At 67.9% G+C, this 25,025-nt stretch carries 27 protein-coding genes; 8 read left to right on the top strand and 19 right to left on the bottom strand.

The window, feature by feature from the left end; all coding sequences use genetic code 11:
* Positions 1-177: 177 nt before the first annotated feature.
* The 3 genes from AMYAL_RS0123510 to AMYAL_RS0123500 form a co-directional block, all read right to left on the bottom strand.
* Complete coding sequence (locus tag AMYAL_RS0123510) at positions 178-1,458, bottom strand: DUF418 domain-containing protein (RefSeq protein WP_020633713.1); 1,281 nt, start codon at positions 1,456-1,458, stop codon at positions 178-180.
* Between the two features lie 114 nt (positions 1,459-1,572).
* The gene (locus AMYAL_RS0123505; RefSeq protein ID WP_005167610.1) at positions 1,573-1,803 is read right to left on the bottom strand and encodes a DUF3107 domain-containing protein; all 231 of its coding nucleotides are present in this window, start codon (positions 1,801-1,803) and stop codon (positions 1,573-1,575) included.
* 58 nt (positions 1,804-1,861) lie between these two features.
* The gene (locus tag AMYAL_RS0123500; protein ID WP_026467376.1) at positions 1,862-2,515 is read right to left on the bottom strand and encodes a ferritin-like fold-containing protein; all 654 of its coding nucleotides are present in this window, start codon (positions 2,513-2,515) and stop codon (positions 1,862-1,864) included.
* Positions 2,516-3,022: 507 nt separating this feature from the next.
* On the opposite strand from AMYAL_RS0123500, the gene AMYAL_RS0123490 reads away from it, so the two are divergent.
* Both AMYAL_RS0123490 and AMYAL_RS0123485 read left to right on the top strand, forming a co-directional pair.
* Positions 3,023-4,612 (top strand): DEAD/DEAH box helicase, encoded by a 1,590-nt coding sequence (locus tag AMYAL_RS0123490; protein ID WP_020633710.1) that lies wholly within the window; start codon positions 3,023-3,025, stop codon positions 4,610-4,612.
* Between the two features lie 35 nt (positions 4,613-4,647).
* Positions 4,648-6,042 (top strand): Rv3212 family protein, encoded by a 1,395-nt coding sequence (locus AMYAL_RS0123485; protein ID WP_020633709.1) that lies wholly within the window; start codon positions 4,648-4,650, stop codon positions 6,040-6,042.
* Between the two features lie 39 nt (positions 6,043-6,081).
* Here AMYAL_RS0123485 and AMYAL_RS0123480 read toward each other — a convergent pair whose 3' ends face one another.
* The 7 genes from AMYAL_RS0123480 to AMYAL_RS49305 all read right to left on the bottom strand — a co-directional run bounded on the left by AMYAL_RS0123480 (position 6,082) and on the right by AMYAL_RS49305 (position 10,456).
* Complete coding sequence (locus tag AMYAL_RS0123480) at positions 6,082-6,711, bottom strand: hypothetical protein (protein WP_020633708.1); 630 nt, start codon at positions 6,709-6,711, stop codon at positions 6,082-6,084.
* Between the two features lie 119 nt (positions 6,712-6,830).
* Positions 6,831-7,169 carry a hypothetical protein gene (locus tag AMYAL_RS0123475; RefSeq protein WP_020633707.1) on the bottom strand — a complete coding sequence of 113 codons (339 nt, stop codon included), beginning with the start codon at positions 7,167-7,169 and terminating at the stop codon, positions 6,831-6,833.
* A gap of 34 nt (positions 7,170-7,203) precedes the next feature.
* Positions 7,204-8,064 carry a RecB family exonuclease gene (locus AMYAL_RS0123470; protein ID WP_020633706.1) on the bottom strand — a complete coding sequence of 287 codons (861 nt, stop codon included), beginning with the start codon at positions 8,062-8,064 and terminating at the stop codon, positions 7,204-7,206.
* A gap of 104 nt (positions 8,065-8,168) precedes the next feature.
* Positions 8,169-8,798, bottom strand: a complete 630-nt coding sequence (locus AMYAL_RS0123465) for a MarC family protein (protein WP_020633705.1) — start codon at positions 8,796-8,798, stop codon at positions 8,169-8,171.
* Positions 8,795-9,658: a PHP domain-containing protein gene (locus tag AMYAL_RS0123460; RefSeq protein ID WP_020633704.1), complete on the bottom strand. Its 864-nt coding sequence runs from the start codon at positions 9,656-9,658 to the stop codon at positions 8,795-8,797. Before AMYAL_RS0123460 ends, AMYAL_RS0123465 begins: the two co-directional genes overlap by 4 nt.
* Before the next feature lie 51 nt (positions 9,659-9,709).
* Positions 9,710-10,270 carry a PH domain-containing protein gene (locus AMYAL_RS0123455; protein WP_016331479.1) on the bottom strand — a complete coding sequence of 187 codons (561 nt, stop codon included), beginning with the start codon at positions 10,268-10,270 and terminating at the stop codon, positions 9,710-9,712.
* 24 nt (positions 10,271-10,294) lie between these two features.
* The gene (locus tag AMYAL_RS49305; RefSeq protein ID WP_167336154.1) at positions 10,295-10,456 is read right to left on the bottom strand and encodes a hypothetical protein; all 162 of its coding nucleotides are present in this window, start codon (positions 10,454-10,456) and stop codon (positions 10,295-10,297) included.
* Between the two features lie 186 nt (positions 10,457-10,642).
* On the opposite strand from AMYAL_RS49305, the gene AMYAL_RS0123445 reads away from it, so the two are divergent.
* Positions 10,643-11,071, top strand: a complete 429-nt coding sequence (locus AMYAL_RS0123445; RefSeq protein ID WP_020633702.1) for an NUDIX hydrolase — start codon at positions 10,643-10,645, stop codon at positions 11,069-11,071.
* A 104-nt stretch (positions 11,072-11,175) separates the two neighbouring features.
* On the opposite strand, the gene AMYAL_RS0123440 is transcribed toward AMYAL_RS0123445, so the two are convergent.
* Together AMYAL_RS0123440 and AMYAL_RS0123435 are read right to left on the bottom strand one after the other, a co-directional pair.
* The gene (locus AMYAL_RS0123440; protein ID WP_020633701.1) at positions 11,176-12,279 is read right to left on the bottom strand and encodes a DUF2332 domain-containing protein; all 1,104 of its coding nucleotides are present in this window, start codon (positions 12,277-12,279) and stop codon (positions 11,176-11,178) included.
* A 26-nt stretch (positions 12,280-12,305) separates the two neighbouring features.
* Positions 12,306-12,884, bottom strand: a complete 579-nt coding sequence (locus tag AMYAL_RS0123435) for a MaoC/PaaZ C-terminal domain-containing protein (protein ID WP_020633700.1) — start codon at positions 12,882-12,884, stop codon at positions 12,306-12,308.
* A 249-nt stretch (positions 12,885-13,133) separates the two neighbouring features.
* Between AMYAL_RS0123435 and corA the strand changes: the two genes are divergently transcribed.
* The 3 genes from corA (at position 13,134) to AMYAL_RS0123415 (ending at position 15,884) form a co-directional block, all read left to right on the top strand.
* Positions 13,134-14,222 carry a magnesium/cobalt transporter CorA gene (gene corA / locus AMYAL_RS0123430; protein WP_020633699.1) on the top strand — a complete coding sequence of 363 codons (1,089 nt, stop codon included), beginning with the start codon at positions 13,134-13,136 and terminating at the stop codon, positions 14,220-14,222.
* Positions 14,223-14,400: 178 nt separating this feature from the next.
* Positions 14,401-15,048: a metallophosphoesterase family protein gene (locus AMYAL_RS0123420; RefSeq protein WP_020633697.1), complete on the top strand. Its 648-nt coding sequence runs from the start codon at positions 14,401-14,403 to the stop codon at positions 15,046-15,048.
* The gene (locus AMYAL_RS0123415) at positions 15,045-15,884 is read left to right on the top strand and encodes a ParB N-terminal domain-containing protein (RefSeq protein ID WP_020633696.1); all 840 of its coding nucleotides are present in this window, start codon (positions 15,045-15,047) and stop codon (positions 15,882-15,884) included. The genes AMYAL_RS0123420 and AMYAL_RS0123415 overlap by 4 nt, the downstream gene beginning before the upstream one ends.
* Before the next feature lie 94 nt (positions 15,885-15,978).
* Here AMYAL_RS0123415 and AMYAL_RS0123410 read toward each other — a convergent pair whose 3' ends face one another.
* On the bottom strand, positions 15,979-17,490 hold the full coding sequence (locus AMYAL_RS0123410; protein WP_020633695.1) for an MFS transporter: 1,512 nt from the start codon (positions 17,488-17,490) through the stop codon (positions 15,979-15,981).
* Positions 17,491-17,612: 122 nt separating this feature from the next.
* On the opposite strand from AMYAL_RS0123410, the gene AMYAL_RS0123405 reads away from it, so the two are divergent.
* The gene (locus AMYAL_RS0123405; protein ID WP_020633694.1) at positions 17,613-18,290 is read left to right on the top strand and encodes a TetR/AcrR family transcriptional regulator; all 678 of its coding nucleotides are present in this window, start codon (positions 17,613-17,615) and stop codon (positions 18,288-18,290) included.
* Positions 18,291-18,595: 305 nt separating this feature from the next.
* Here the strand turns inward: AMYAL_RS0123405 and AMYAL_RS0123400 are convergent, their stop codons facing one another.
* Positions 18,596-19,522 carry a hypothetical protein gene (locus AMYAL_RS0123400; protein WP_020633693.1) on the bottom strand — a complete coding sequence of 309 codons (927 nt, stop codon included), beginning with the start codon at positions 19,520-19,522 and terminating at the stop codon, positions 18,596-18,598.
* A gap of 198 nt (positions 19,523-19,720) precedes the next feature.
* Here AMYAL_RS0123400 and AMYAL_RS48520 point away from each other — a divergent pair, with 198 nt between their 5' ends.
* On the top strand, positions 19,721-19,921 hold the full coding sequence (locus tag AMYAL_RS48520; protein WP_026467374.1) for a PspC domain-containing protein: 201 nt from the start codon (positions 19,721-19,723) through the stop codon (positions 19,919-19,921).
* Between the two features lie 24 nt (positions 19,922-19,945).
* On the opposite strand, the gene AMYAL_RS0123390 is transcribed toward AMYAL_RS48520, so the two are convergent.
* The 5 genes from AMYAL_RS0123390 to AMYAL_RS0123370 form a co-directional block, all read right to left on the bottom strand.
* A complete protein-coding gene (locus AMYAL_RS0123390) occupies positions 19,946-21,124 on the bottom strand; it encodes an ABC transporter ATP-binding protein (protein ID WP_020633691.1) in 1,179 nt (392 codons plus the stop codon).
* A 3-nt stretch (positions 21,125-21,127) separates the two neighbouring features.
* On the bottom strand, positions 21,128-21,970 hold the full coding sequence (locus tag AMYAL_RS0123385) for a carbohydrate ABC transporter permease (RefSeq protein WP_020633690.1): 843 nt from the start codon (positions 21,968-21,970) through the stop codon (positions 21,128-21,130).
* Positions 21,970-22,920, bottom strand: a complete 951-nt coding sequence (locus AMYAL_RS0123380; RefSeq protein WP_020633689.1) for a carbohydrate ABC transporter permease — start codon at positions 22,918-22,920, stop codon at positions 21,970-21,972. Before AMYAL_RS0123380 ends, AMYAL_RS0123385 begins: the two co-directional genes overlap by 1 nt.
* The gene (locus AMYAL_RS0123375) at positions 22,917-24,239 is read right to left on the bottom strand and encodes an ABC transporter substrate-binding protein (protein ID WP_026467373.1); all 1,323 of its coding nucleotides are present in this window, start codon (positions 24,237-24,239) and stop codon (positions 22,917-22,919) included. The genes AMYAL_RS0123380 and AMYAL_RS0123375 overlap by 4 nt, the downstream gene beginning before the upstream one ends.
* Before the next feature lie 223 nt (positions 24,240-24,462).
* A complete protein-coding gene (locus AMYAL_RS0123370) occupies positions 24,463-24,972 on the bottom strand; it encodes a YflT domain-containing protein (RefSeq protein ID WP_020633687.1) in 510 nt (169 codons plus the stop codon).
* Between the last annotated feature and the right edge of the window lie 53 nt (positions 24,973-25,025).

Genomic DNA, 25,025 nt, shown 5'->3' with positions numbered 1-25,025 from the left:
GGCTCCCCAGTCAGCAGTCCGTGAAGGCCTCCTTCCCTACCTTCAGAGTAGGGAAGGAGGCCTTCACGGACTTTTGCTTCTCTCAACGTTAAGAGACGCGATAGCAAGGGACCTTTGCTCCCGTTCGTTAGCACGCTAACTAACGGGAGCAAAGGTCCCTTGCTCTCTTTCCGCAGGTCAGCCCCGCCGTTGAGCGGGCACCCGAGCATCGGCGAAAAGGTGTTTCGGCCAGCTCGACAGCTTGTTCATCGCCCATTCCAGCGGCCCGCGCCCGACGAACTTCCGCCACAGCACCGCGGCGGTCAGCGCGACCACCGAGAACTCGACGAAGTGCAGAACGCTGAAGATCGAGTCCCCGTCGCTCCCGTCCCACAGCAGCGCGATCGCCACGAAATGCAGCACGTACGCGCTCAGCACCCGTCCGCCCAGGTCCGAAAGCGGCCGCAGCACGCGCTCGAACTTCGGCATCAGCAGCTGGCAGCCGCCGATCACCCCCGCCGCGATCCCGATCGAGATCAGCAGGTCGAACGGCGTGTACGAGGTCCCCGTCGGCAGCAGTTCCCAGGCCCAGCTGGTGGTCGGCGGCGTGCCGTGGATCCAGGTCTGGTGGAGCCGGAAGAACTCCTGCGGCGTCATCCCCATCTGCGCGGCCGCCGGTTCCAGCGAGCGGTAGACGGCCTGCATGCCGCCGAGCGGCCCGGTCGCGATCCAGGACACGAGATAGCCGCCCACCGCGAGCGCCGATCCGCCGAAGAACAGCCGTCGGCACACGCTGCGCGAAGTCAGGTCCATCCGCCCGATCGACATCCCCGCGAACACGTACGCCATCAGTGTCATCGCGGGGAAGGTCCCGGTCAGGACGAGCACGGTCGCGGCCTTCAGCAGACCCGTCGACGTGACGTCGTCCGCGGTCAGGTCCGGCGCGAAGAAGAGCAGGTCACGGGGCAGCAGCTGGATCCGGATCAGATGCGAGAGCAGCGGGCCCGCCACGGCGACGACGACCGACGCGATCGCCAGCGCCTTCGCTCCCGCGCGCAGCCACGGGATCGCGAAGAGGAAACAGGCCCCGTAGTAGGCCAGGATCACCATGTAGCCGGTCTCGAGGCTGGTCAGCCACAGTCCCAGCGCCACCAGGAGCGGTGCGCGGGTCGCCAGTTTGAGCGCGACGCGCGTCCGGTCGCGGCCCAGTTTCGGGCGGCGCCCGCCGGACATCAGCGCGATCGAGACCCCGGCCAGCACCGCGAACAGCGCCGCGGAGTGGCCTTCGAACGGTTTGAACAGCACCCCGACGCCGCCCTTAGCGGGTTCGGGGCCGACATGCACCGCGTACATGCCGAGAACGGCCAGGCCGCGGGCGACGTCGATACCGGTCAGCCGCCCCGCGACCCGCTTGCCTCGTTCGGGAACAGTGCGCACGCCGTCGACCAGCGCGCGGTCCATCACAGTGACGCCGTCCACCTCATTTCTCGGCTAGCCCCCTGCCGTCCCCGCCTTAGCGTGACGATCAAATCTGAGAGCGAGCTGAGACGCAGCGGTGACGCCACTGTGACATGTGACTATGACCCGATCGGGTCAGCCTCCGACGGCGAACCCGACCTTGCGGACGTCCGACGGCGCGATCTCCACGTAGGCGATCCGGTCGGTGGGCACGATGTACTTGCGGCCCTTTTCGTCGTCGAGGCGGAAGATCCCGTCGCCGGCCCTCAAGGCGTTCGCGACCAGTTCCTCGACCTCGTCGGGTGACTGGCTGCTGGACACCACGAGCTCTCGCGGCGTGTCCTTGATGCCGATCTTGACCTCCACGTGGGACCTCCGCTTGAAAGTTCGAAATTCACTGGTCCGCCAAGGCTAGCCGAAGGGCTCAGCCGAGCCCCAGCACCTGCATGCGCTTGGTGTGCCCCTGCTGCAACCGGCGGAACAGCGCGGCGATTCCCGAAAGGTCGCCCGAACCTTCGACGATCAGTTCGGCGAGCCCGTCCCGCTCGGCGACGACGTACTGGGCCTGCGTCAGCGCCTCGCCCAGCAGACGGCGGCCCCACAGCGCGAGCTTGTCCCGCGCCTTCGGGTCGGCCACGATCCCGGCCGCGACCTCGCGCTCGGCGAACGCCGAATGCCCCGTGTCGGCGAGGACGGTGAGCACCAGGTCCTTGGTCTCGGGGTCGAGCCAGCTGGCCATCTCGCGGTAGAGGTCCGCCGCGAGCCCGTCACCGACGTAGGCCTTCACCAGCGACTCGAGCCACGAGCGCGGCGCCGTGGAGGCGTGCCAGGCGTCGATGTGCCCGACGAAGGGCCGCATCGCGTCCTCGATCGCGACGCCGTGCCCCGCGAGATGCGTGGTGAGCAGGTCGTAGTGCCCGATCTCGGCGGCCGCCATGGACGCCAGCGCGGCCCGGCCGGACAGCGTCGGCGCGGTGCGCGCGTCCTCGGCCATGCGATCGAATGCGGACAATTCCCCATAGGCGAGTACGCCGAGCAAATCGACTACGCCTTCACTGATCTGCTTTGCCTCCGTCACGGCGAAAAGGGTATCGCCGAACACACCGACACCGCCGGGAAGAGACCGATCCCACCCTGTCCGGCGCGGCGGGAGGTCGGCCGGAAAAGAGACTCATCCCACCTGGCGACACGATGGGGGCTATCGGAAAAGCGCAGACCAGGTACACTGACGGCCGGAAACGACGGATCTTCCGTCCGGACCGGAACGCTGCTGCGGCTGAAGGACAGTCGGCGCGGCACCGGTCAGCACAAAGAATGATGTGCGTGCACGCCATCCTGCGGCATTCCCACGAAGGGCCGCTTCAGCGCCAGTAGCGCGGAGCCGAGCGAATTTTCGTGGTCGAGTGTCGATCGGTGACCAGGGCAGTGCGCGCTGGTCACGAGAGAGGCGAGCACCCTGACCACGAACGAAATCACCACCGAAAAGAACACCACCACGAGCGTCCCGGAGGCCGTCGCGCTGGAGCACAGCGAGACAGGCCCGGCCGCGCTCGACACGTCGCACCCGCTGCAGGCGGGCGCGCCGGTGGAACCCGAATCCCCCACCTTCGCTTCCTTCGGCGTCAAGCCGGAGATCGTGAAGGCCCTCGGCGAGGCCGGGATCGAGCGCACCTTCGCCATCCAGGCGCTGACGCTGCCGCTGGCCATGGCGGGCGACGACCTGATCGGCCAGGCCCGCACGGGTATGGGCAAGACGCTGGGCTTCGGCGTCCCGCTGCTGCACCGCGTCGAGGTCCCCGGCGACGGCACCCCGCAGGTGCTGGTCGTCGTGCCGACCCGTGAGCTGTGCATCCAGGTCGCGAACGACCTCAAGGGCGCGGGCAAGCACCTCGGCATCCGCACCCTGGCCATCTACGGCGGCCGTCCCTACGAGCCGCAGATCGCGGCGCTGCGCAACGGCGTCGACGTCGTCATCGGCACCCCCGGCCGTCTGCTGGACCTGGCCGAGCAGAAGCACCTGGTGCTGGGCAAGGTCCGCGGTCTGGTGCTGGACGAGGCCGACGAGATGCTCGACCTGGGCTTCCTGCCCGACATCGAGCGCATCCTGCGGATGGTCCCGGACAAGCGGCAGACGATGCTGTTCTCGGCGACCATGCCGGGTCCGATCATCACGCTGGCCCGCACGTTCCTGACGCAGCCGACGCACATCCGCGCCGAGGAGAACGACGCCGGCGCCATCCACGAGCGCACCACCCAGTTCGTCTACCGGGCGCACTCGATGGACAAGCCCGAGCTGATCGCCCGCGCGCTGCAGGCCGAGGGCCGTGGCCTCACGATGATCTTCACCCGCACCAAGCGCACCGCCCAGAAGGTCGCCGACGAGCTCGTCGAGCGTGGCTTCGCGGCCGCCGCCGTGCACGGTGACCTGGGCCAGGGCGCCCGCGAGCAGGCGTTGCGCGCGTTCCGCTCCGGCAAGGTCGACGTGCTGGTCGCCACCGATGTCGCCGCCCGCGGTATCGACATCGACGACGTCACGCACGTGATCAACTACCAGACGCCGGAGGACGAGAAGACCTACGTCCACCGCATCGGCCGCACCGGCCGCGCCGGGCGCACCGGTGTCGCGATCACCCTCGTCGACTGGGACGAGGAGCCACGCTGGAAGCTGATCTCGGACACCCTCGGGCTCGACATGCCCGAGCCCGCCGAGACGTACTCGTCGTCGAAGCACCTGTTCACCGACCTCGGTATCCCCGAGGGCACCACCGGACGCCTCCCGCTGTCGAAGCGGACCCGCGCCGGGCTTTCGGCCGAGGCCGAGGAAGACCTCGGCGGCAAGCGCCGGGGCCGCGGCCAGGGTCAGGGCCCGAAGGACGAAGAGGCGCCCCGCAAGCGCAACCGCGCGCCGCGCAAGCGGACCCGCGGTGGAGCCGACGCGGCCGCCAAGATCGAGGCGGCGGACGCCGCCGCGACCGCGGAGGGCACCGAGGGCGAAAGCTCGTCGGAGGGCCGGACACGGACCCGCCGCCGCAGCCGCAGTACCGCGAAGCCGAGCCCGGAGGCCAGCGGTCCGGCGGTCGAAAAGGAGGCAGGCGAGGGCGCCGAGCGTCCGGCTCGCCGACGCCGCCGTCGCCGTCCGTCGGCGACTTCTGATACACCTGCGTCGGCAGACTGAGCTTTCAGACCGCGGACGTGGGGAGCTAGGGGCACGTGAGCGAACGCTGGGACGCCGCGCCGGACAACGATCCGGCGCGGCCCGTGCCCGCCGATCCCGAACCGGCGCCGAACGATGCCGAGCCGGACACGACGGCCGCGATCGGCACCGAAGACGTGCTGGACGCCGAACCCGCGCCGGTGGTGGCGGCCAAGCCACCGCTGGCCGGGAAACGCGCCCGGCGCTCGCCGTGGAACCGCACGCGGGATCGCGTGATCGCCGCGGCGATCGTGGTGCTCGTCGCGGTCACCGGCGTCGTCATCGGCGTGAACAGCGACAGCGCGGCGACGGTCACCCAGGTCGCCGTCACTTTGCCGCCGGGGCTCCCGCCCGCGCCGGCGCAGGTCCCCGGCTCGCTGAGCGAACTTTGGCAGGCGCCGAGTTCGTCGACGCCCGCCCCGATCGGCGAGGCCAACAGCGTCGTCACCGCCGACAAGGGCGAGGTACTCGGCCGGGATCCGTACACCGGCGACGTCCGCTGGCGTTATTCCCGCGATCTGGAACTGTGCACCGTCGCGCTCGCCGGGATCAAGGTGGACGCGGTGTACCGCAAGGACACCGGCTGCAGCGAGGTCACCCAGCTCGACGCGGGGACCGGGCGCCGCACCGCGCAACGCAACGGCGACGCCGAACTCGGCACCCGCCTGGTCGTCGACGGCTCGCATGTCACCACGACCGGCAAGAAACTGCTCAACACCTGGCGCGACGACCTGGTCAAGAGCATGGAGTACGGCCAGGTCCCCGCCATCGTGAACGCGAACAAGCAGCCGAGGACGGGCTGCACCTACGGCACGGTGGCCGCCGCCGCCGGCAAGATCGGCGTGATCGAACGCTGCCCCGGCGACCCCGCCGACCGCTTCACCGTCTACCGGGCGACCAACGACGAAGCCGACGACCCGAAGGTCGACTACAGCACTGTGCTCGCCGGGAAGAACGCGAAGGTCGTCGCGATGTCCGGTGACCTCGCGCTGATCGTGCTGCCCGAACAGAAACTGCTGGTCATCTACGGCGGCGACGGCGTGCAGAAGTCGGCGTACCCGCTCGACGTGCCCGCCGCAGACCTCGCGCAGGACCCGGTGGGCGGCATCATGACGACCTCGTGGACCGCTCAGGGCGTCTACTGGTTCACCGGCTCGAAGACCATGGCGTTCTCGCGGGACGACCTCACCCCGCGCTGGACACTGAACAGTTCCACCGGCCCCGGAGTGACCTTCGGCGACCAGCTGGTCGTGCCGATCCAGGGCGGGCTCGCCGTGCTCGACGAGCTGCTCGGCACCACGATCCGCACGGTCGGCGTCGACAGGCGCGGCTACACCGGCCCGGTGCTGGTCTCTTCGGTCGGGCCGGTGCTGCTGGAGCAGCGCGGCCCCACCCTGGTCGCCCTCAAGTGACCGCCAGGCGATAGCAAAGGTCCCTTGCTCCCCCGGCCGTCATCGCGTCGTCGAAGTCTTGGCGCTGCGAAGGCGGCCGATTTCCTTCCAGCACCATTTTTCGCCCTCGAGGGCGAGCGTGCCGGCACCGGTGCGGTCTCGCCCTTCGACGTTCACCGTGACCTCCACCGTGTACTCGGTTTCGGAGACCTTCGTGACCCCGCCGAGCGTGGCGCTCGAGACGTCGCCGACTCGTTCGATGGACTGATCGACGTCCTTTTCCGCATTCACGCACTTGAGCGCCGTCAACCCTGGCCTGTCGTGGGCGTTGATGCCGTCGATGATCGCCTGCGCGGTCGCTTCGGGACCGGTCGCCTTGCCGGCCTTGTCGTCGCTGAGGAAGAACCCTGGAGCGGCGAACCCGGTGATGGCCAGCGTCACCAGCACCACGACAGCGGCGGCGATGCCCACGATCAGGCCGGTGTTGCTCTTCTTCGGCGGCGCGGGCGGCCCGCCGAAGCCCTGTCCGTACTGCTGGTTCTGACCGGGGTACTGCTGGCCGTAGCCGGGGTACTGCTGCTGGGGCTGCTGGGGATACGCACCGCTCTGGTCGTAACCGCCCTGCGGGTACTGCTGCCCTGGATACTGCTGCTCACCTTGGCCATGGCCGGGCTGGGGTGGGTAGGTCATAACGGTGCCCTTCGTCCTCGCTGCGCGGCGGGTGTTCGTCTACGACGCGCCCAGTGAGTTCAAAGTTTCGCCGTACCGGAGCCTTTTTCCGGTCGCATGGCAGTTTGCTGCCGTACCGGCTAGTTCCACCAGAAGAGGCTCAGGGCCGCTGTCACGCTCACGACGACCAGGAGTCCCGCGAAGCCCGCGACGCGACCGTTGCGGGAATCGGCGACCCGTTGGGCCAGCAGAGCGACCACCGCCGCGACCGGATGTCCGGCCAGCATCAACGGTCCCGGCCCAGGGGCGCCGGTGAACAGGCAGATCCCGGCGACCACGAGGACGAACACCGCGAGCACGACCATCCCGGCCGCGAGCGAACCGGTCAGCCCGCGCCAGAACCGGCCGCGTCCGGCCGGTGCGGGCTCGTCCGCGGGTGGCGGTGTGGTCGCGAGTTCTTCGGTGTCCGGTGACGCCACGTCCTCGCCTGTCCAATCGTCGGGTCTCGGGAAGCTAAGGCGCCAGCAGCTCCCACGGCTGGGCCGCGGGTCCGGCTTCCTGCCCGGCGGCGCAACTGGGCCGGAAGTCGCACCATGAGCAACGGCGGCCAGGGCGCGCGGGGAACAACACGTCCTCGTCGCCGCCGGCGTTCAGGGTATCCGTCGCCAGCCGCAGGTCCCCGGCGGTCTCGTCGGCGCGCTGGAGATGCCTTTTGAGGCTCTGCTCGGTGTGCTCCGCCGCCGCGATGGTGCCTGTCGGCACATGATGCAACTCGACCTGATAGCACGGCGTCCGCAGCGTCCTGGCCGCCGCGACCGCGTACAGCGCCAAGGCCTGCGAAGAGCGCGCCTCGTACTCGTCCGGCGCGCGGCGGCCGGTCTTGTAGTCGATGATCACCAGTTCCCGGCCACGCTGGTCGATGCGGTCGGCGCGGCCCTCGATGATGAGGCTGGGCCCGCTGCCCGGCTCGAGCGTGACGGGCGCCGAAACCCAGCGCTCCAGCCCGACCGGGTCGACGCTGACGTCGTTGTCCTCGACGTACTCCGCGACCCACGCCTTGGCCCGTGCTCGATACCGGGCGGCCTGGTCGGTGTCTTCGAACCCGGCGTCCTTCCAGTGCTCGGCGACGAGCGCCATCGCCCGCTGCGGCACGCGTTTGATCACCGGCAGGTCGAACAACGCCCGCAAAGCGTTGTGCACCACCGCTCCCAGCGTGCTGTGCGCCCACGCGCCGGTGCGTGTCGGGGACGGGCGGTCCAGGTACGACATGCGGTAGCGGCGCGGGCAGTCTTCGAAAGTCGCGAGGCGCGCGGGCGAAACCTTCGTCAGCTTGCGCGGCGCCTCGACACCGAAGTCGAAACCAATCTGCTCCATCAGATCACCCCTCCCGCAACGCTACGCACCCCCACCGACACTTTTCGAGGGCATCCCCGCCGAAGAGAGCAAGGGACCTTTGCTATCGCCGGGGCCGGTGAGGGTCACGTGCCCGCAATGAAGCCCTTCACCGAGTTCGCCACCAGTTCGACCGCGATCGCGGCCAGCAGCAGACCGGCGATCTTCGCCAGCAGCGTGATCCCGCTTTCCTTGATCAGCCGGATGACCACGCCCGAGTACCGCATGCACAGGTACAGCACGAAGTGCACCGTCACGATCGAAAGCGCGAGAGCCACGTACGCGCCGGCGTGCCCATCGGCCTGGCGCACGAAGACGATGGTCGCGGCGATCGCGCCCGGACCGGCAAGCAGCGGTGTCCCGAGCGGCACGAGCGCGACGTTGACGTCGTCGCCCGCCGCCTCGGACTCGCCGCCGGTCTTCCCGGTCAGCAGCTGAAGCGCGATGAGCAGCAGCAACAGCCCGCCCGCGCCCTGCAGCGCCGGGATCCCGATGCCGAGGTAGGACAGGATCGCCTGCCCGGCGACAGCGAACAGCGAGATCACCAGCAGCGAGACCAGCACCGCCTGCCGCGCGGCCTTGGCGCGGAACGCCACCGGCTTGCGGCCGGTCAGGCTCAGGAACACCGGAACCGTGCCGGGCGGGTCCATGATGACGATCAGCGTGATCGTCGCGCTCATGAACAGGCGCGCGTCGAAGAAGTCCGTGATCGTCACCGGGTCACGACCTGGTACCCGGTCGACCGCGCGACGAGTTCTTCGAGCGCGAGCGGGTCGGTGGTCTCGTCGCCGAGATCGATGGTCTTGTTCGTGCCGTGGTAGTCACTCGACCCGGTGCGCACGAGTCCCAGCTCCCCAGCCAGCCCGTGCAGCCGGACGCGGGTCTCCTCGTCGTGGTTCGGGTGGTCGACCTCGACGCCGGTGAGCCCGTGCGCGGCCAGCCCGGCGAGCACGTCGACGGAGATGGTCGCGCCCCGCGTGTAGGCGAAGGGATGCGCGATCACGGTGACCCCGCCCGCTTCCGCGATCATGTCGATCGCGTCCTCGACGAGCGTGTCCTGCCGCGCCACGAAGTACCCGCTGCCGTTGCCGAGATAGCTCCCGAAGGCCTCGTTCACCGACGAGACGACACCGGCCCGCACGAGCGCTTGCGCGAGATGCGGCCGTCCGGCGGAACCGTCCTCGGGCAGCAGCGACATGACCTCGTCGGGATCGACCGGCAGGCCGTCGGCGGCCATCCGCTCGGCCATCACCCGCAGCCGCCACCGCCGCTCCGACCGCAGCCGGGTCTGTTCGGCGACGACCGCCTCCGACTCGGGGTCGAAGAGGTACGCGAGCAGGTGGACACTGATGTGCCGTCCGGACACCGGATCCACGGAGATCGTGGACAGCTCGGCTCCGGGCACCAGGGAAAGCCCTGGCGGGAGTGCCTCGGCGGCCGGGGCCCAGCCGGCCGTGGTGTCGTGATCGGTGATCGCGACTACGTCGAGGCCCGCCTTCGCGGCGGCCGCGACCAGCCCGGCAGGGCTGTCGGTACCGTCGGAGGCGGTGGAGTGGGCGTGCAGGTCGATGCGCATCGAGAATGAGTATCGAGGATGCGCCAGGTCACAGCGACCTCGGGACCTGCGCTAACCGACCTTCTTCTTGCCGCGGGCCGCACGCTGCGCCTTGATCATGGAGAAGCGCTCGGCCTGCTTCTGCTTGTCGCCGAAGACGAGCTCGGAGATCGTGTCGTAGAACTCTTCCGGCTTCGGCAGGTAGTCGATGCGGTTCAGCGCCTGGATCTGACCGGCCGACTCGACCACCATGGTCCCGTACCCCATCATCCGTCCCCACGCCGAACGTTCGTAGGTGAGGTCGGTGACCTTGGTGATCGGCATCATCAGCACTTTGGTCGTGTAGACGCCGGTGGTCATCACGAAGCGTTTGTCGGTGACCACCAGCCGCTCGACCCACCACTCCATCACCACATACGCGAAGCGCAGGATGACGAGCAACGCGGCGTACCAGAGAATGTTCTGGATCACCCACGCGGCGGGCGGCAGCAGGTACGACACCAGGACGCAGATGGCCAGCAAGGCCACCGCCTCGAAGGTGTCCCACAACAGCACAGCCCAGTGACGGCGGATCCTGATGACCCGTCGCTCGGTGTCGAGGAGATACTCGTCTGGATCGCGTGGGGCGAACATATCGATAGAGTATCCGCTCTGCCGCTAGCTGAAGACGTTGCTGACGAAGGTGATCACCGATTCGGCGGAGGAACGAAGGAAGCCGATGATGTTTCCCACGAGGCCCGCTGCCTGACCTGGCTGCGCGATCACGAAGAACAGCACCAACGCGATTCCTGCGAAAGTGAGTAGCTTTTTCGCGTTCACGGCGATCAATCCTGTCTCTTACGGTGACTGACTGCGGATACTGGCTATTCATTTTGTACCGCACCTTCCACCGGCGCGGGAGGGAAGTCCCGCGCTTGGGTCAGCCGGCGAGGTGAAGTGTACCGTACGGCTACTCTCCGTGTACAGGACAGCAGTTGTCAGGAAGCCCGCGTCTACCATTCGGGAATGAACACCGTTTCGGACAACACCGTCCGCTGCGTCGGCGGCATCGTCCACGACGAACTCGGCCGGATTCTGCTGATTCAGCGCGCGAATGAACCCGGTCGTGGACTGTGGTCGGTCCCCGGCGGACGCGTGGAACCAGGCGAAACGGACGAAGCGGCCGTCATCCGCGAGATGCGCGAAGAGACCGGGCTCGACGTGATACCGGGCACATACGTCGGCAACGCCCTCCGCGGCCGATACGACATCCACGACTACGCCTGCGCGGTCACCGGCGGCACTCTCCGTGCCGGGGACGACGCCGCCGACGCCCGGTGGATCGACGCCGAAACCTTGATCGAACTCGACAAAGGCGGCCGGTTGGCCGAACTCCTGTTCGTCACTCTCCGCGACTGGGGGGTGCTGCCGACCGGGTCTGCCACGTCGTCCTGACACGTGCTGTGTCCGGTTCGGCGAATACCGCGTGGATAAAGCAGCGCATGAGGTGAAAATTATCCTCGCCGATGCTTTCCCGACATCTTCGAAGCGGTGAAAAGCTAAACCGGGAGCCAGGTCATCCGCTGTCCGTGCGGAGCCGTTCTGGCCAGCGCCCGGACGTCCGGGACACCGCCGTCCCAGCGGACGAGCCCGAGCACGGCCTGATCCGCGGGTTCGGCCAGCTCGGTCCGGCCCGGCACCAGCGGCTCCAGCGCGGCGGCGTAGAACTCCTCGCTGACCCACCACAGCGGCCGGTCCGCGGCGAGTTTCCGCAGCTCTTCGAGGAAGTCCGTGCGCCGCTCCCCCAGGTACGCCAGCACGTGGCTGGTCAGCACGACGAGAGGAGCGTCGGCGGGCAGCGTGGCGGCCGCCGAGGCGAGATCGTCGACGGCGTCGCCGGTGATCAGCTCCGGCCGTTGCTTGCCCTGCGCCGCCGCGGCCGTGCGCAGGAGCCTGATCCGGTCCGGCTGGTCGGCCCAGACGCAGGCTTCGAGCCAGGCCAGCTCGTCCTCGTCGGCGAGGTCCACCGGGGCGCGGTCGAGACCGGCGCGGGCGGTGATCGTCAGCTTCTTCGGCACCTTCGGCGTGACGGCGCCGATCGCGAGGTCCAAGGCGCAGTGCAGGCCGACAGCGGTCTTCGCGGGCCCGGCGGTGAGCTGCTCGCCGCCGTCGCACTGGTAGCGGTAGGCGTATTTGTCCAGGCCGAGCAGCAGCCCGGCGCTGCAACCGACCTCGAGCAGCGCGATCTTGCCGCCCGCCTCCTTGGCCGCCGCCGTCACCGCGGGGTAGAGCAGCGCGGCGCGGCGGACCTCGTTGGTCTGCGTGTACCGCGAGGCGATGATCGCCCTGGCCCGGTCCGCCCGCTCCAGCAGGAACGAACGGAACAGCGGCCACGTCTCCGAGTCCACGCCGTCGAAACCGCCGACGGACGGGTAATACCGCGAGAGCGGGTGGATCGGGTCGGCCTGGATGAGCCGGTGCGCCGTCGCCATCAGCAGCGTTCCGCGCGCTTCACCGCCGCGAGCGTCGGTCAGCAGCCCGGCGACGTCGTCGTCCTCGGCGGCCTTCGCCGCCAAGTGCTCGTAAAGCGGCGAAACGCCGGCCGCCTCGACCGTCGCGAACTTCCGCAGGCGGCTTTTGATCTCATCCAGCCCGATGGGCATCGACGCGCTCCCTCTCCTGACAGCCGTTATTCGTGCGGCACGGGACGACCGGGCTGCTCCCCGCCCCTGGCGTCACCGTAGGACCGCTTCGGCACCATCACCTTGCGACGGAACACACACACGATCGTGCCGTCCTGCTTGTAACCGCGGGTCTCGACGTAGACGACGCCGCGATCGTCCTTCGACTTCGACGGCGTCTTGTCCAGCACCTCGGTCTCGCCGTAAATGGTGTCACCGTGGAAGGTCGGCTTCACGTGTTTCAGCGATTCGACCTCGAGGTTCGCGATCGCCTTGCCGGACACGTCCGGCACCGACATCCCCAGCAGCAGCGAGTAGACGTAGTTGCCGACCACGACGTTCTTCCCGAAGTCGGTGGTCTCCTCGGCGTAGTTCGCGTCGAGGTGCAGCGGATGGTGGTTCATGGTGATGAGGCAGAACAGGTGGTCGTCGTACTCGGTGACCGTTTTGCCCGGCCAGTGCTTGTAGACCGCGCCGACCTCGAACTCTTCGTAATAGCGACCGAACTGCACCCATTCCTCCTGCACGAGTAACGCGGCGTGAGCCTGGAACGACAGGCTTTCGTGTTGAGGAGTACCCTCGACCATTGGTGTCGGGTCGTCAACGCGACCCACACCACTGCGTAACCGTCCGTCGAGCCGAAGGAGGTGAGGAACCCGATGTCCAGTGGCGATAGTCCGCTTCCTAGTAGTCGCAGCGTTTCCGCCTTCACGTCTCGCCGGATCCCCACCTGGCAGGGCTGACGAAACCGGGAACGCTGGCCTAGCCGAGCGGCCCCCCGACCGCTTGGCCCGTCGTCTTCGCGCACAACGCACGACGTCTGCCCAGGAGATCCCATGCCTGCCATTCCCTCGCTCGGCGGCCTTCGCGGCCGGAGCAACGGCCGCGCCAAAGGTGCCCCCGAGCGCCCGCTGCCCGTCCCCCTTTCGGCGTACGTCGTCGACTGCGCGGTGTACGTGGAGGGCAAACGCCTGCCCGGCCGCTGGTCACACGCCGAGGCGATCAAAGAGGTACGCAAGCGGCACGCCGGGTTCGTCTGGATCGGCCTGCACGAGCCCGACGCGGTCCAGATCCAGGGCATCGCGGAGACCTTCGGCCTGCACGAACTGGCCGTCGAGGACGCGCTGGAGGCCCACCAGCGGCCCAAGCTGGAGCGCTACGACGACACGCTGTTCATGGTCCTGAAGACGGTCCGGTACGTCGAACACGAGTCGCCCGCGACGGCGAACGAGATCGTCGAGACCGGCGAACTGATGGCGTTCCTCGGCCGCGACTTCGTGATCACCGTGCGGCACGGGAACCACTCGGGGCTCGCCCGGCTGCGCCGCGAACTCGACCAGGACCCGGAGCGGCTCGACCTCGGGCCGTCCGCGGTGCTGCACGCGATCGCGGACCACGTCGTCGACCACTACCTCGACGTCACCACCGCGATCGAGTCGGACATCGACGAGATGGAGACGCACGTCTTCGCGCCGCGCTCCAAGGTGAGCGCCGAGCAGATCTACTTCATGAAGCGCGAGGTGCTGGAACTGCGCCGTGCGGTCATGCCGCTGGGGACGCCGCTGCAGCGGCTCGCCGAGGGCTACACGCGGCTGATCCCGGACGAGGTCCGCTCGTACTTCCGTGACGTCTCCGACCACCTCACCACGGTCGCGGAGCGGGTCGCGAACTTCGACGAACTGCTGACCACGCTGGTGGACGCGACACTGGCGAAGATCACCCTCCAGCAGAACACCGACATGCGCAAGATCACCGCGTGGGCGGCGATCATCGCGGTCCCGACGGCGCTGGCCGGCATCTACGGGATGAACTTCGACTACATGCCCGAACTGCATTGGCGGTTCGGCTACCCGCTGGCGATGACGATCATCTTCGGCGTCTGCATCCTGCTCTACCGAATATTCCGGAAGAACCGCTGGCTCTGACCCTTCTTCCGTTTTCGGCAGTACTGGAGTTCCCTCATGCCAAGGATCCTGACCAACCTCAAGTTCTGGGCACTGGCCTTCTGCGTCGTCTGGCTGGGCATCGTCATCGCGATCATCGCCAAGGACCCCGCGTTCGCGCACGGCCCCAAGTAGCGCCTCCGGCATTACGCTGGAGCGCATGAAGGCGCTGGTCGTCGCGGACGAGGTCGAGGAGCGGTTGTGGACGTCCGCTGTCCACAACCACCCGGCCGACCTCGTAATCGGCGCCGGTGACCTGCCGTACGCGTACCTCGAATTCCTGGCGGGCGCGCTCGACGTGCCGTGCGTGTTCGTCCCCGGCAACCACGATCCCGACCTGTCCGGCTACACCCGCTACGGCGGACTGTCCATGAAGGACGGTTTCCCCGCGGTATGGCCGGGTCCGGCGGGCGGGGTGAACGCGGACGGCCGGATCGTCGACATCGGCGGGCTGCGCTTCGCCGGGCTCGGCGGCTCCGTCCGCTACAACGACGGCCCGAACCAGTGGACGCAACGCCAGCAGGCCCGGCGCGCCCGTCGACTGGTGCGCCAGGCGCGGTTCCGCCGATGGCGGGACGGCAGGGACGTCGACGTCCTGCTCACCCACGCGCCGCCGCGGCACTGCGGCGACCGCGAGGACCCGCCGCACCGCGGGTTCGACTGTCTCCATCGCACGATCGAGTTGTTGCGGCCGAAATGGTTGCTGCACGGGCATATCCACCCGCACGGTGAACCCGTGCCGGACCGGGTGGTCGGCGGGACCACGGTACGCAACGTGGTCGGGCACCGGATCATGGAGTTCGGATGAAGGACACCGGTTTTCCCCGTGCGGACGCGGAACACGACTTCCTCCGCGCACGACGGCGTCAGGTGTTGTCGCGGCTCGCGAACTGGCTGCGCGGCGAACCCGACGACGTCAACATCATGCTGCCGTTCCACGAGGTGGTCGACGCGCTCGGCTACCTCGGCGAACGGAAGATCGGCGCGCGGGTGATCCGGCTCGATTCGATCGTCGGCAGCGTCGACCGCGGCCGCGACTTCGACCGCCGCTTCCGCCCGACGTCGGGCCGGGTCCGCGAACGCTGGGAACGGCTGGCGCTCGCCACCCGGCGCGGCGAGTCGATCCCGCCGATCGAGGTGTACCGCGTCGGCGAGCTGCATTTCATCATCGACGGGCACCACCGCGTCTCGGTCGCCCACGCGATGCGACTGTCCACAATAGAGGCGATGGTCACCGAGGTGCGGACCAAACTGGACCCGAGCGGGATCCGGTACCGCGGCGACCTGATCGTGAAGGACTACCGGCGGCTGTTCCTGGAGCGCGTCCCGCTTTCCGGGCACTCGCGGGCTTCGGTGGTGTTCACGGATCCGTGGGACTACGCGCGGCTCGGTGAGCACGTGGAGGCGTGGGGGTTCCGGCTGATGCAGGACGAAGGGGCCTTCTCGGATCGCGCGACGCTGGCGCAGCGGTGGTTCGACGAGGAGTTCGAGCCGGTGGTGGCGATGCTGCGGCAGGCGGACCTGATCGGCGAGCGGACCGATGCCGAGGCCTACCTGTGGGTCGCTTGCGAACGGTACCGGCTGATCCGGACGCACCGGTGGGACGACGAGGTCTTCGAGGCCGTGCGGTCACAGTCCCGCTGACAGCCGCATGGCCGGGTTGGTGGCAAGTCCGTGAAGGCCTCCTTGAGGGACTCAGAGTCCCTCAAGGAGGCCTTCACGGACATCCGGACGGCAACTACATGTGGACGGCGACCGGAGCGTTCTCCGGCGCCTTCGCCGGAGCACCGGACCGCAGCAGCAGCCCGCAGATCACCGCACCGATGACGAAGATCCAACCGCCCCACACGAAAGCGGTCGTGTAACTGTGCACCGCCGCTTCGGCCGCGAGCTGCGGCGTCGGCACCTTCCCGGCCAGGAACGACGTCGCCGCGTTACCGGCCAGTGTGCTCAGCAGCGCGGTCCCGATCGAGCCACCGACCTGCTGCGCGGTGTTGACCGCCGCCGACGCGACGCCGGCGTCGTGCGTGTCGACACCGAAGGTCGCGACGCTCATCGCGGGCGCCATGGCGAGACCGATGCCGACGCCCATGACCATCAGCGGGAACAGCACCCCGTTGGCGTAAGTGCTGGTGGTGTCGATGGCCGAGAGCCAGAACAGTCCCGCCCCGGCTATCAGCATTCCCAGTGACACCAACGGTTTCGCGCCGAACTTCGGCAGCAGCACCGCCGTCGCCGACGTCGCGCTGGCCATCAGGGTGGCCACCATCGGCAGGAACGCGACCCCGCTCTGCACCGGCGTGAACCCGAGGTTCAGCTGGATGTAGAAGGTGAGGAACAGGAAGATCGAGAACATCCCGATGGCGAGCAGGAACATCGCGAGGTACGAGCCGCCGCGGTCGCGGTCGAGCAGCACGCGCAGCGGCAGCAGCGGGTGCTCGGCCCGCTGCTGGATCACCACGAACACGGCGAGCAGCACGACACCGGCGGTGAGGAAGCCCCACACCGAGATCGCGGACCACGAGTCGCGCTCGGCGTTCGCGAAACCGTAGACCAGCGCGAACAGGCCTGCCGACGCGGTGATCGTGCCGGGGATGTCGAGCTTCGGGCGCGGGCCGTCGGACTCGGAGTTCTTCAGCAGCACGAACGAACCGGCGAACGCGATCACCGCGAAGATGATGTTGACGTACATCGACCAGCGCCAGTCGAGGTATTCGGTCAGCACCCCGCCGAGCAGGAGGCCGATCGCCGCGCCGCCGCCGCCGATCGCGCCGAAGACACCGAATGCCTTGCCGCGTTCCTTCGGGTCGGTGAAGGTCGTGGTCAGCAGCGAAAGAGCCGCCGGAGCGAGAAGGGCGCCGAAGACACCCTGCGCGGCGCGGGCGATGAGCAGCATCTCGATGCTGTTCGCGGCGCCGCCGATCGCGGACACGATGGCGAAGCCGGCGAGCCCGACGAGGAACGCGCGTTTGCGGCCGAAAAGGTCCGCGAGCCGCCCGCCCAGCAGGAGCAGGCTGCCGAACGCGAGCGCGTAGGCGGTGACGACCCACTGGCGGGCGTCGTTCGAGAAGCCGAGGTCCTGCTGCGCCGACGGGAGCGCGATGTTCACGACGGTGGCGTCGAGCACCACCATCAGCTGGGCGAGGCCGATCATCACCAGGATCAGCCATCTCCTGGCGTGGTGCGGGTTGGTGTGCTGCGTGGCGCCGGCCCCCGACGGCGTGGCGACAGCGGTGGATGACTCAGGCATACGGGCGGTTTCCTCACCGATAGTGACGAAGAAGCTATGTGGAGTAGGTATCTCCCCTTTTCGCCGCCAACGTACCCGAAAAGCGGAGAAGTGTCCTCTACTTCATTTGTTAAGCTGGACGGATGGCTCGGGACCTCGCTCCCGCCGCACCGGCGCGGCCGCTGCGGCGCGACGCTGAACTCAATCGGCAGCGCATCATCGCGGCGGCGCGCGATGTCTTCGGCGAGCGCGGGCTCGAAGCGACGCTCGACGACGTCGCGCATCACGCCGGCGTCGGCGTCGGCACCGTCTACCGGCGCTTCCCGAGCAAGGAACACCTGGTCGAGGCCATGTTCGTCGATCAGTTCGAGACGATCCGCGAGTTCGCTGAAGAGGCGCTTCGCGCCGAAGATCCTTGGGAAGGCTTCACCGACTTCACCTGGCGCGCGGCCGAACTCCACGCCGGTGACCGCGGGTTACGAGAGGTCATGCTGTCGAACGTCTTCGGCCAGGAACGCGTCGCCGAGGCGAAAGCACGCATGGTGCCGTTGATCACACAGCTCGTCGAACGCGCTCAGACGGCGGGCGTCCTCCGCGCGGACATCGTGCCGACGGACATGCCGCTGCTGCACCAGATGATCGGCTCGGTCATCGAATTCACGCACGGTATCCAGCCGGATCTGTGGCGCCGGTGCCTCGCGATGCTGCTGGACGGCCTGCGCGCCGAACCCGGCCGCGCCACCCCGTTGCCACATCCGCCACTGGACGTCGAAGCGCTGGAGGAAGTCATGTGCTCCTTCCGCCTGCCCAAACTCCGCTGACTCGCCGCCTTTCGCCTCAAATCGAGCCCGGCACCGATCTCGCGTGCTCGGAGGCGGAACTCGCGTGATCAAGGGGCGAACTCGCGTGATTGGGCGGCGATCTCGCGTGATTGGGCGGACGACACGCGTCGAACCCGGCGCCAGGCGTGTCGTCCGCCCAGTCACGCGAGTTCGCCCTTCAATCACGTGTGTTCCGCCTTCAATCACGCGAGTTCGCCGTCTGGACACGCGAGGTCCGTGTTCAGGCACGTGACGTGAAGCGAGACCTCTGCATCCAGAGGGCGAAACGCGGCTTGGAGGAGGGCTCAGGGGAGCTTCGGGAAGACCGCCACCGCGACCTCCCGCGCCGCCGCGCACGTGGTTTCTTCCGGCGCCCCGTCGACGCCGACCACCGAGATCGTCGCCTGCTCGACCCGTTCCGGGGTGCCGGGGATCGGCCGGTGCGTAGTCACCTGGCAGAACGCGCCCGACGTGGTGACCTGGACCTGCCGCCCGCCCAGCGCCTCCGTCGCGCCCGGCGTGGTGTCCGCCACCACCGACAGCGAAAAGCTGACCTTGCCGCGGATGCAGTCGTGCCCGGACAGCGCCGGGGCGGGTTTGGTCTCCGGACCGGCGGCGGCGTCGATTTCGTGCTGGTCGAGCGACGCGCACGGGGCCACGCGGCCCCACGAGCGCTGGTCGAGGTTCAGCCGCCCGACCTTGCGCGCGGTGATCACCTCCGCCGCGCCGCCGACCGTCGCGTCGGCGACCCGGCACCGGTCGCCCTGATCGGCCGGGGCCTTGTCGTCGGAGGTGACGGTGATGGACAGCCGGATCCCGTCGGCGAAGGTCAGCAGCCTGGTGCAGGTGGTCGCCTCGTTGAACGTCGACTGCTGGACGCTGACACCCTCCGGCAACGGCCCGGCGTATTCGTAGGGCTGATTGTTCGGGTCCTGGCCGGAGGTGATCGGGCCGGTGGTCACGGTGTAGCGGTTGGCGCCCTCGACGAATTCCAGCCGGCAGGATTCGAAAGAGCTCAGGGGCGGTTTGATCGCGTTTCCGCCGCCGATCACTTTTCGCTGGTCGACGAGGCTGCAGTAGTCGAGCGACGGATACTCGCCGAGCGCCTCGGACGCCGTCAGGGCCTCGTCGCCCGCGGTGGTCGGCGACGGCGCCGCCACCGGATCCGGTGTGGAGCAGGCCGCGGCGAGGAACAGGCCACAGAGTCCGGCGATCAGTCTCTTCGGGGGCACCGGAGAAGTATCGTCAAAAGATCCCGGAACACCACCCCTACGGGCGAAGAACACAGGGTCCGCCACGTTTTCCCAGGTGGATACTTCACGGCGATTTCACGCCCTTAGGGGTGTGTTTCGTTCCGCGGTGGGATGCGGGCGCGCCGTCACGCGACGAAAATGGGTTTCACACAACGTGACGACCGAAAGGGAAGAACCGTGAGCCACCCCGTAGCCGCCCGCCTGACCCGACCGCGCCAGGGCCGCATGATCGGCGGCGTCTGCGCCGGGATCGCCAAGCGCTTCGGCACCACGCCGGGCAAGGTCCGCCTGCTCGCCGTGCTGTCCTGCCTGCTGCCTGGCCCGCAGTTCATCATCTATCTGGTGCTGTGGCTCGCCCTGCCCGAGAGCGAGTACTGATCACGGGCAGGACGAGCCGGCGAGCTATGCGGTGTAGGTCAGGTTCTTGCCGCTGGCCCCGTCGAACAGCTTGATCTTGTCCGCGTCGAACCAGAGCTCCACATTCTGGTTCTCCGCGGCCGAAGACGCCGCCGAGAGCCGGGCCACGATCTGCGACTCGGCGCCGGGGACGTCCGAGGATCCGCTGTCGGCGGCGAGATCCGCGAGGTCGGACGACGACGCGGCCTCACCTTCGACCGAGAAGTGCGCGAACTTCTCCGAACCCATCGATTCGAGGACGTCCACGTGGGCGGTGAACGTCGCGCCCTGACGGGCGGAAGCGTCCACCAGCGCGGCGTCCTCGAAGTGCTCCGGCCGGATGCCGACGATGACCTCGCGCGGCGCGTCGGCGGCCTCGGCCAGCTGCCGGACCCGGTCGGTGAGCGGGATGTCGCCCAGCGCGCTGCGGGCGGTGCCGTTCTCCAGTGTGGCGGGCACGAAGTTCATCGACGGGCTGCCGATGAACCCGGCCACGAACAGGTTCGCCGGGTTGTCGTAGAGGAACTGCGGCGACCCGATCTGCTGCACGTAGCCCGCCCGGAGCACGACGACCCGGTCGCCGAGGGTCATCGCCTCGGTCTGGTCGTGCGTGACGTAGAGCGTCGTCGTGCCCAGCTGCTTCTGGATCTTCGACACCGAGGTCCGCATCTGGCCGCGGAGCTTCGCGTCCAAGTTGGACAGTGGTTCGTCCATCAGGAACGCCTTGGGGTTACGAACGATCGCGCGTCCCATCGCGACACGCTGCCGCTGCCCGCCCGACAGGTTCGCCGGTTTGCGGTCCAGATGCCCGGTCAGATCGAGGATCTGCGCGGCCTCCTCGACCTTGGACCGGACGATCCGGTCGTCGACCTTGGCCAGCCGCAACGGGAACGCCATGTTCTCCCGCACGCTCATGTGCGGGTACAGCGCGTAGGACTGGAACACCATGGCGATGTCCCGGTCCTTCGGCGCCTTTTCGTTGACGCGCTTGCCGTCGATGCGCAGTTCGCCGGAGGAGATGTCCTCCAGGCCCGCGACCATGTTCAGCGTCGTGGACTTGCCGCAGCCGGACGGGCCGACCAGGATGATGAACTCGCCGTCGGCGATCGTGATGTCCACTTCGGACACCGCGAGGGCGCCGTCCGGGTACTTCTTGGACACTTTTTCGAGAACGATTTCAGCCATGGGTCAGCCCTTCACCGCACCGGACGTCAGCCCCGCCACGATGCGACGCTGGAAGAACAACACGAACAGGATGATCGGGACGGTGATCACCACGGCGGCCGCGGAGATCGTCCCGGTCGGGTCTTCGAACTGCGACGACCCGGTGAAGAACGACAGCGCCGCCGGGACCGTGCGCGAGGCCTCGGTCGAGGTCAGCGAGATCGCGAACAGGAAGTCGTTCCAGCAGAAGATGAACACCAGGATCGCGGTGGTGAACACCCCCGGTGCCGCCAGCGGCGCGATCACCTTCCGGAACGCCTGCGCCGGGGTCGCGCCGTCCATCTTCGCCGCTTTTTCCAGCTCCCACGGGATTTCCCGGAAGAACGCGGACAGCGTGTAGATCGACAGCGGCAGCGCGAACGTGATGTAGGGCAGGATCAGGCCCGGCCAGGTGTCGAACAACCCCAGCTCACGTTCGATGTTGAACAGCGGCGTCACCAGCGATACCTGCGGGAACATCGCGATCAGCAGCGACATCCCGACCAGCACCTGCTTGCCGGGGAAGTCCAGCCGCGCGATCGCGTACGCCGCCATCGTGCCGAGGACGACCGCGATCACCGTCGCGATGATCGCGATCCCGATCGAGTTCACCAGCGCCCGGATGAACTCCGTGGTCTTGAAGATGTCCGCGTAGTTCTGCCACGTCCATTCCGTCGGGATGAAGCTCCCGTCGTTCAGGGTTTCCTTGGTCTTGAACGAAAGCGAGACGACCCACAGCACCGGGAACAGCGCGAACACCAGGACCAGGATGTCGATGAGGCCCCATTTGACCTTGCGGCCGGTAGTGACCGCTCCACCGATGGCCATCAGCGCTTACCCCCATTGTCACTGCCGGGTGCGGCCGTGCCGAACACCTTGATGAAGATGAACGCGATGATCGCCACCGTGATGAAGATCAGCACCGCCATCGTCGACCCGATTCCGAGGTTCAGCCCCTTGACCAGGTTGTTGTAGGTCTGCATCGACACCGACGACGTGTCCTGCGCGCCGTTGGTGAGCACGAAGATGTTGTCGAAGATGCGGAACGCGTCCAGGGTGCGGAACAGCAGCGCCACCAGGATCGCCGGTTTCATCACCGGCAGCATCACCTTGGTGAACCGCTGCCACGCCGTCGCGCCGTCCATCGCCGCGGCCTTCAGCAGATCGTCCGGCACCAGCGCCAGCCCCGCCATCAGCAGCAGCGCCATGAACGGCGTCGTCTTCCACACCTCGGCCAGCACGATGATCGCCAGCGAAGGCCAGTACTCGGTCAGCGGCGCGGTGTCCGGGAAGAACAGGTTGGCCAGGTAGCCCGTGTCCGGCGTCCAGGCGTAGTACCAGGAGAACGCCGCCACCACGGTCACGATGCCGTACGGGATCAGGGCGACCGTCCGCACGAGGCCCCGTCCGACGAGCGTCCGGTGCATGATCAGCGCCAGGCCCATGCCCAGGACGAACTCGATCACCACCGAAACGATGGTCAGCCCCATCGTCGTCCCGAACGCCGTCCACCAATAGCTGTTGGACAGCACCGAGACGTAGTTCTCCAGGCCGACGAACTCCTGCTGCGCCGGGAACCGGAGATCGTAGCGTTGCAGGGAAAGCCAGATCGAGTAGATGATCGGGTACCCGGTGACCGCGATCATCACGAACGCCGCCGGGGCACACAGCCAGAGCCCGAGTCTGCGCTCGGCCTTCTTTCCTTCACTGAGAACGGGTTTCGCCTTCTTGCCCGGCTTGCTCACGGTCGCCGAACCGGCGGTTTCCTGCACGGTCACGGGATCACTCCCTTCGACTGGAGCGCGTCGGCGAGCTGTTCCTTCAGCTTCTCCGCCGTCTTCTGCGGATCGATTTCGGAAGGCGGGGAAAGCACCTTCGACAGAACCGTCGAGGCGTTCTGGTACGCGGGCGTCAGCGGGCGTACCGCGGCGTTCTTGAGCGCGTCCAGAATCGTTTCCCGCATCGGGTATTTCGTGTCCATGCTCGGGTTGTCGTCGCTCACGCCCGCTGTCGCGTCGAGGGGGACCGTGTCGGTGTAGAGCGATTCGAGCGTCGGCGGGACACCGTCCTTGAGCGCGGAGAACTTCTGGTTCTTCTCGTTGCGCAGGCACAGCGCGACCTCGTAGGCCTCGGCCTTGTGCTTCGAAGTCGAGCTGACCGCCAGGTTGTAGCCACCGATCGTGGTCTTGGCGGGCTTGCCCGCCTCGAATTGCGGATAGGTGGTCCACTTGAAGTGCTGCAGTTCGGCCTTCTTCTCCTTGGCGTAGGAGGCGTAGACGAACGGCCAGTTCAGCTCGAAGGCGGCGTTGCCCCGCTGGAACGCCTGGCGGACCTCGTCCTCCTTGGAGTTGGTCAGCGACGGGTCGGTGATCCCGGCCGTGGTGACCTTCTTGAGCATCTCCAGCGCCTTGATCGCACCCTCGTCCATCACGACGGATTTCCCGTCGTCGGAGAGGATCTTGCCGCCTGCCGACTCGACGAGGGTGTTGTAGATGACGACGAGACCTTCGTACTGCGCGCCGGTGAACACGACGTTCCCCGGTTTGCCCTGTGCCTTGAGCGCCTTGGCCTGGTCGATCATCTCGTCCCAGGTCTTCGGCGGCGACGGGGTCAGCCTGTCGTCGTACCAGAGCAGCTGGACGTTGGTGTTCTTGGTCGCCGCGTAGAGCTTTCCGTTCCACGTGGCGGTTTCGAGCGGCCCTGGCAGGACGCCCGCGGTCGCCTCGGCCTTCGCTTCACCCGTCCATTCGTCGGCCCAGCCCGCCTCGGCGAACTCGGACACCCAGGTGACGTCCAGCCCCAGGACGTCGAGTGAATCGTCCCCGGCGGCCAGGCGCCGCACCATCTGTTCCCGCTGGCCGTCGGCCGGTCGCGGGAGCTTGTTGTAGACGACCTCGTACCGCCCGCCCGAGGCCTTGGTGCAATCGTCCACAACGGACTGGAAGTTGTCTTCGGGCGCGTAGTAGACGTTGATCTTCAGGCCGGCATCCGAACCACAGCCCGCCAGCAGGCCGACCGTCAGCGCTGTCGCGCCGAGTAGCGAGCCGGTGCGGCCTGGTGAGCGGCCTCTCCGGCTCGCGCTCATCCTCTTCCCCATGAGGCCTCCTCACCCGCGCACGCTGGGATACGCAAGCACTAGGACGCGTTGAAGAAGCCCGCGCGCCAGCACCCCGACGTGCTAGTGCTCGGGCGGCACGCTGGAGTACATGACCGCCCGACTGGTGTTGTGCAACCTATTCCGGGCGATCACCGCCCGCAAGCAGTATCGGTAACGATTCAGCGGACTGCACGACGAACAGGTGAACGAGTACCGCCGAATGTCACCGGTGCGGGCGCAGCGCCAGCTGGGCGAGGAGCTCCCGGCCCTGTTCGGCCGAACGCGGCTGGCACAGCACGTCGTAGCGGTTGGCGACCAGCTGGCTGGCCGAGGAGAAGTCGCGGCGCGACACGCTGTAGCTGATGGCCGCGAAGACCGTCCACGCCAGGATCCCGAGCACGAGCCCGCCGATCATGGGCTGCCAGGCGAACCCCTGGTTGTTGAACATGCCCAGCAGCAGCCCGATGATCAGGCCGAACCACGCGCCCGACACCGCCCCGGTGCCCAGCACACGTCCCCAGCTCAGCTTGCCGAGGATGCGTTCGACGAGCATCAGGTCGACGCCGACGATGGTCACGTCGGAGACCCCGAATTCCTTCTCCGCGAGAAAGTCGACGGCATGCTGCGCTTCGCCGTACGTCGCGTAGGAGCCGATCGGCCAGCCGGAAGGCGGTGTCGGCAGCCTGGGCAGCCCGCCCGCGGCCTGGCCGCCTCCGCCAAAGGGAGCACTCACGTAATCACCTCTCGCCCGTCCCGGTCCATCTTCTCAAGGACGGGCGAAAGGCG

This window comes from Amycolatopsis alba DSM 44262 (assembly GCF_000384215.1).
In the GTDB taxonomy this organism is placed as follows: Bacteria; Actinomycetota; Actinomycetes; order Mycobacteriales; family Pseudonocardiaceae; genus Amycolatopsis; species Amycolatopsis alba.
The sequence above is the reverse complement of the archived record's forward strand: the minus strand, read 5'-3'. Positions and strand labels throughout refer to the sequence as shown.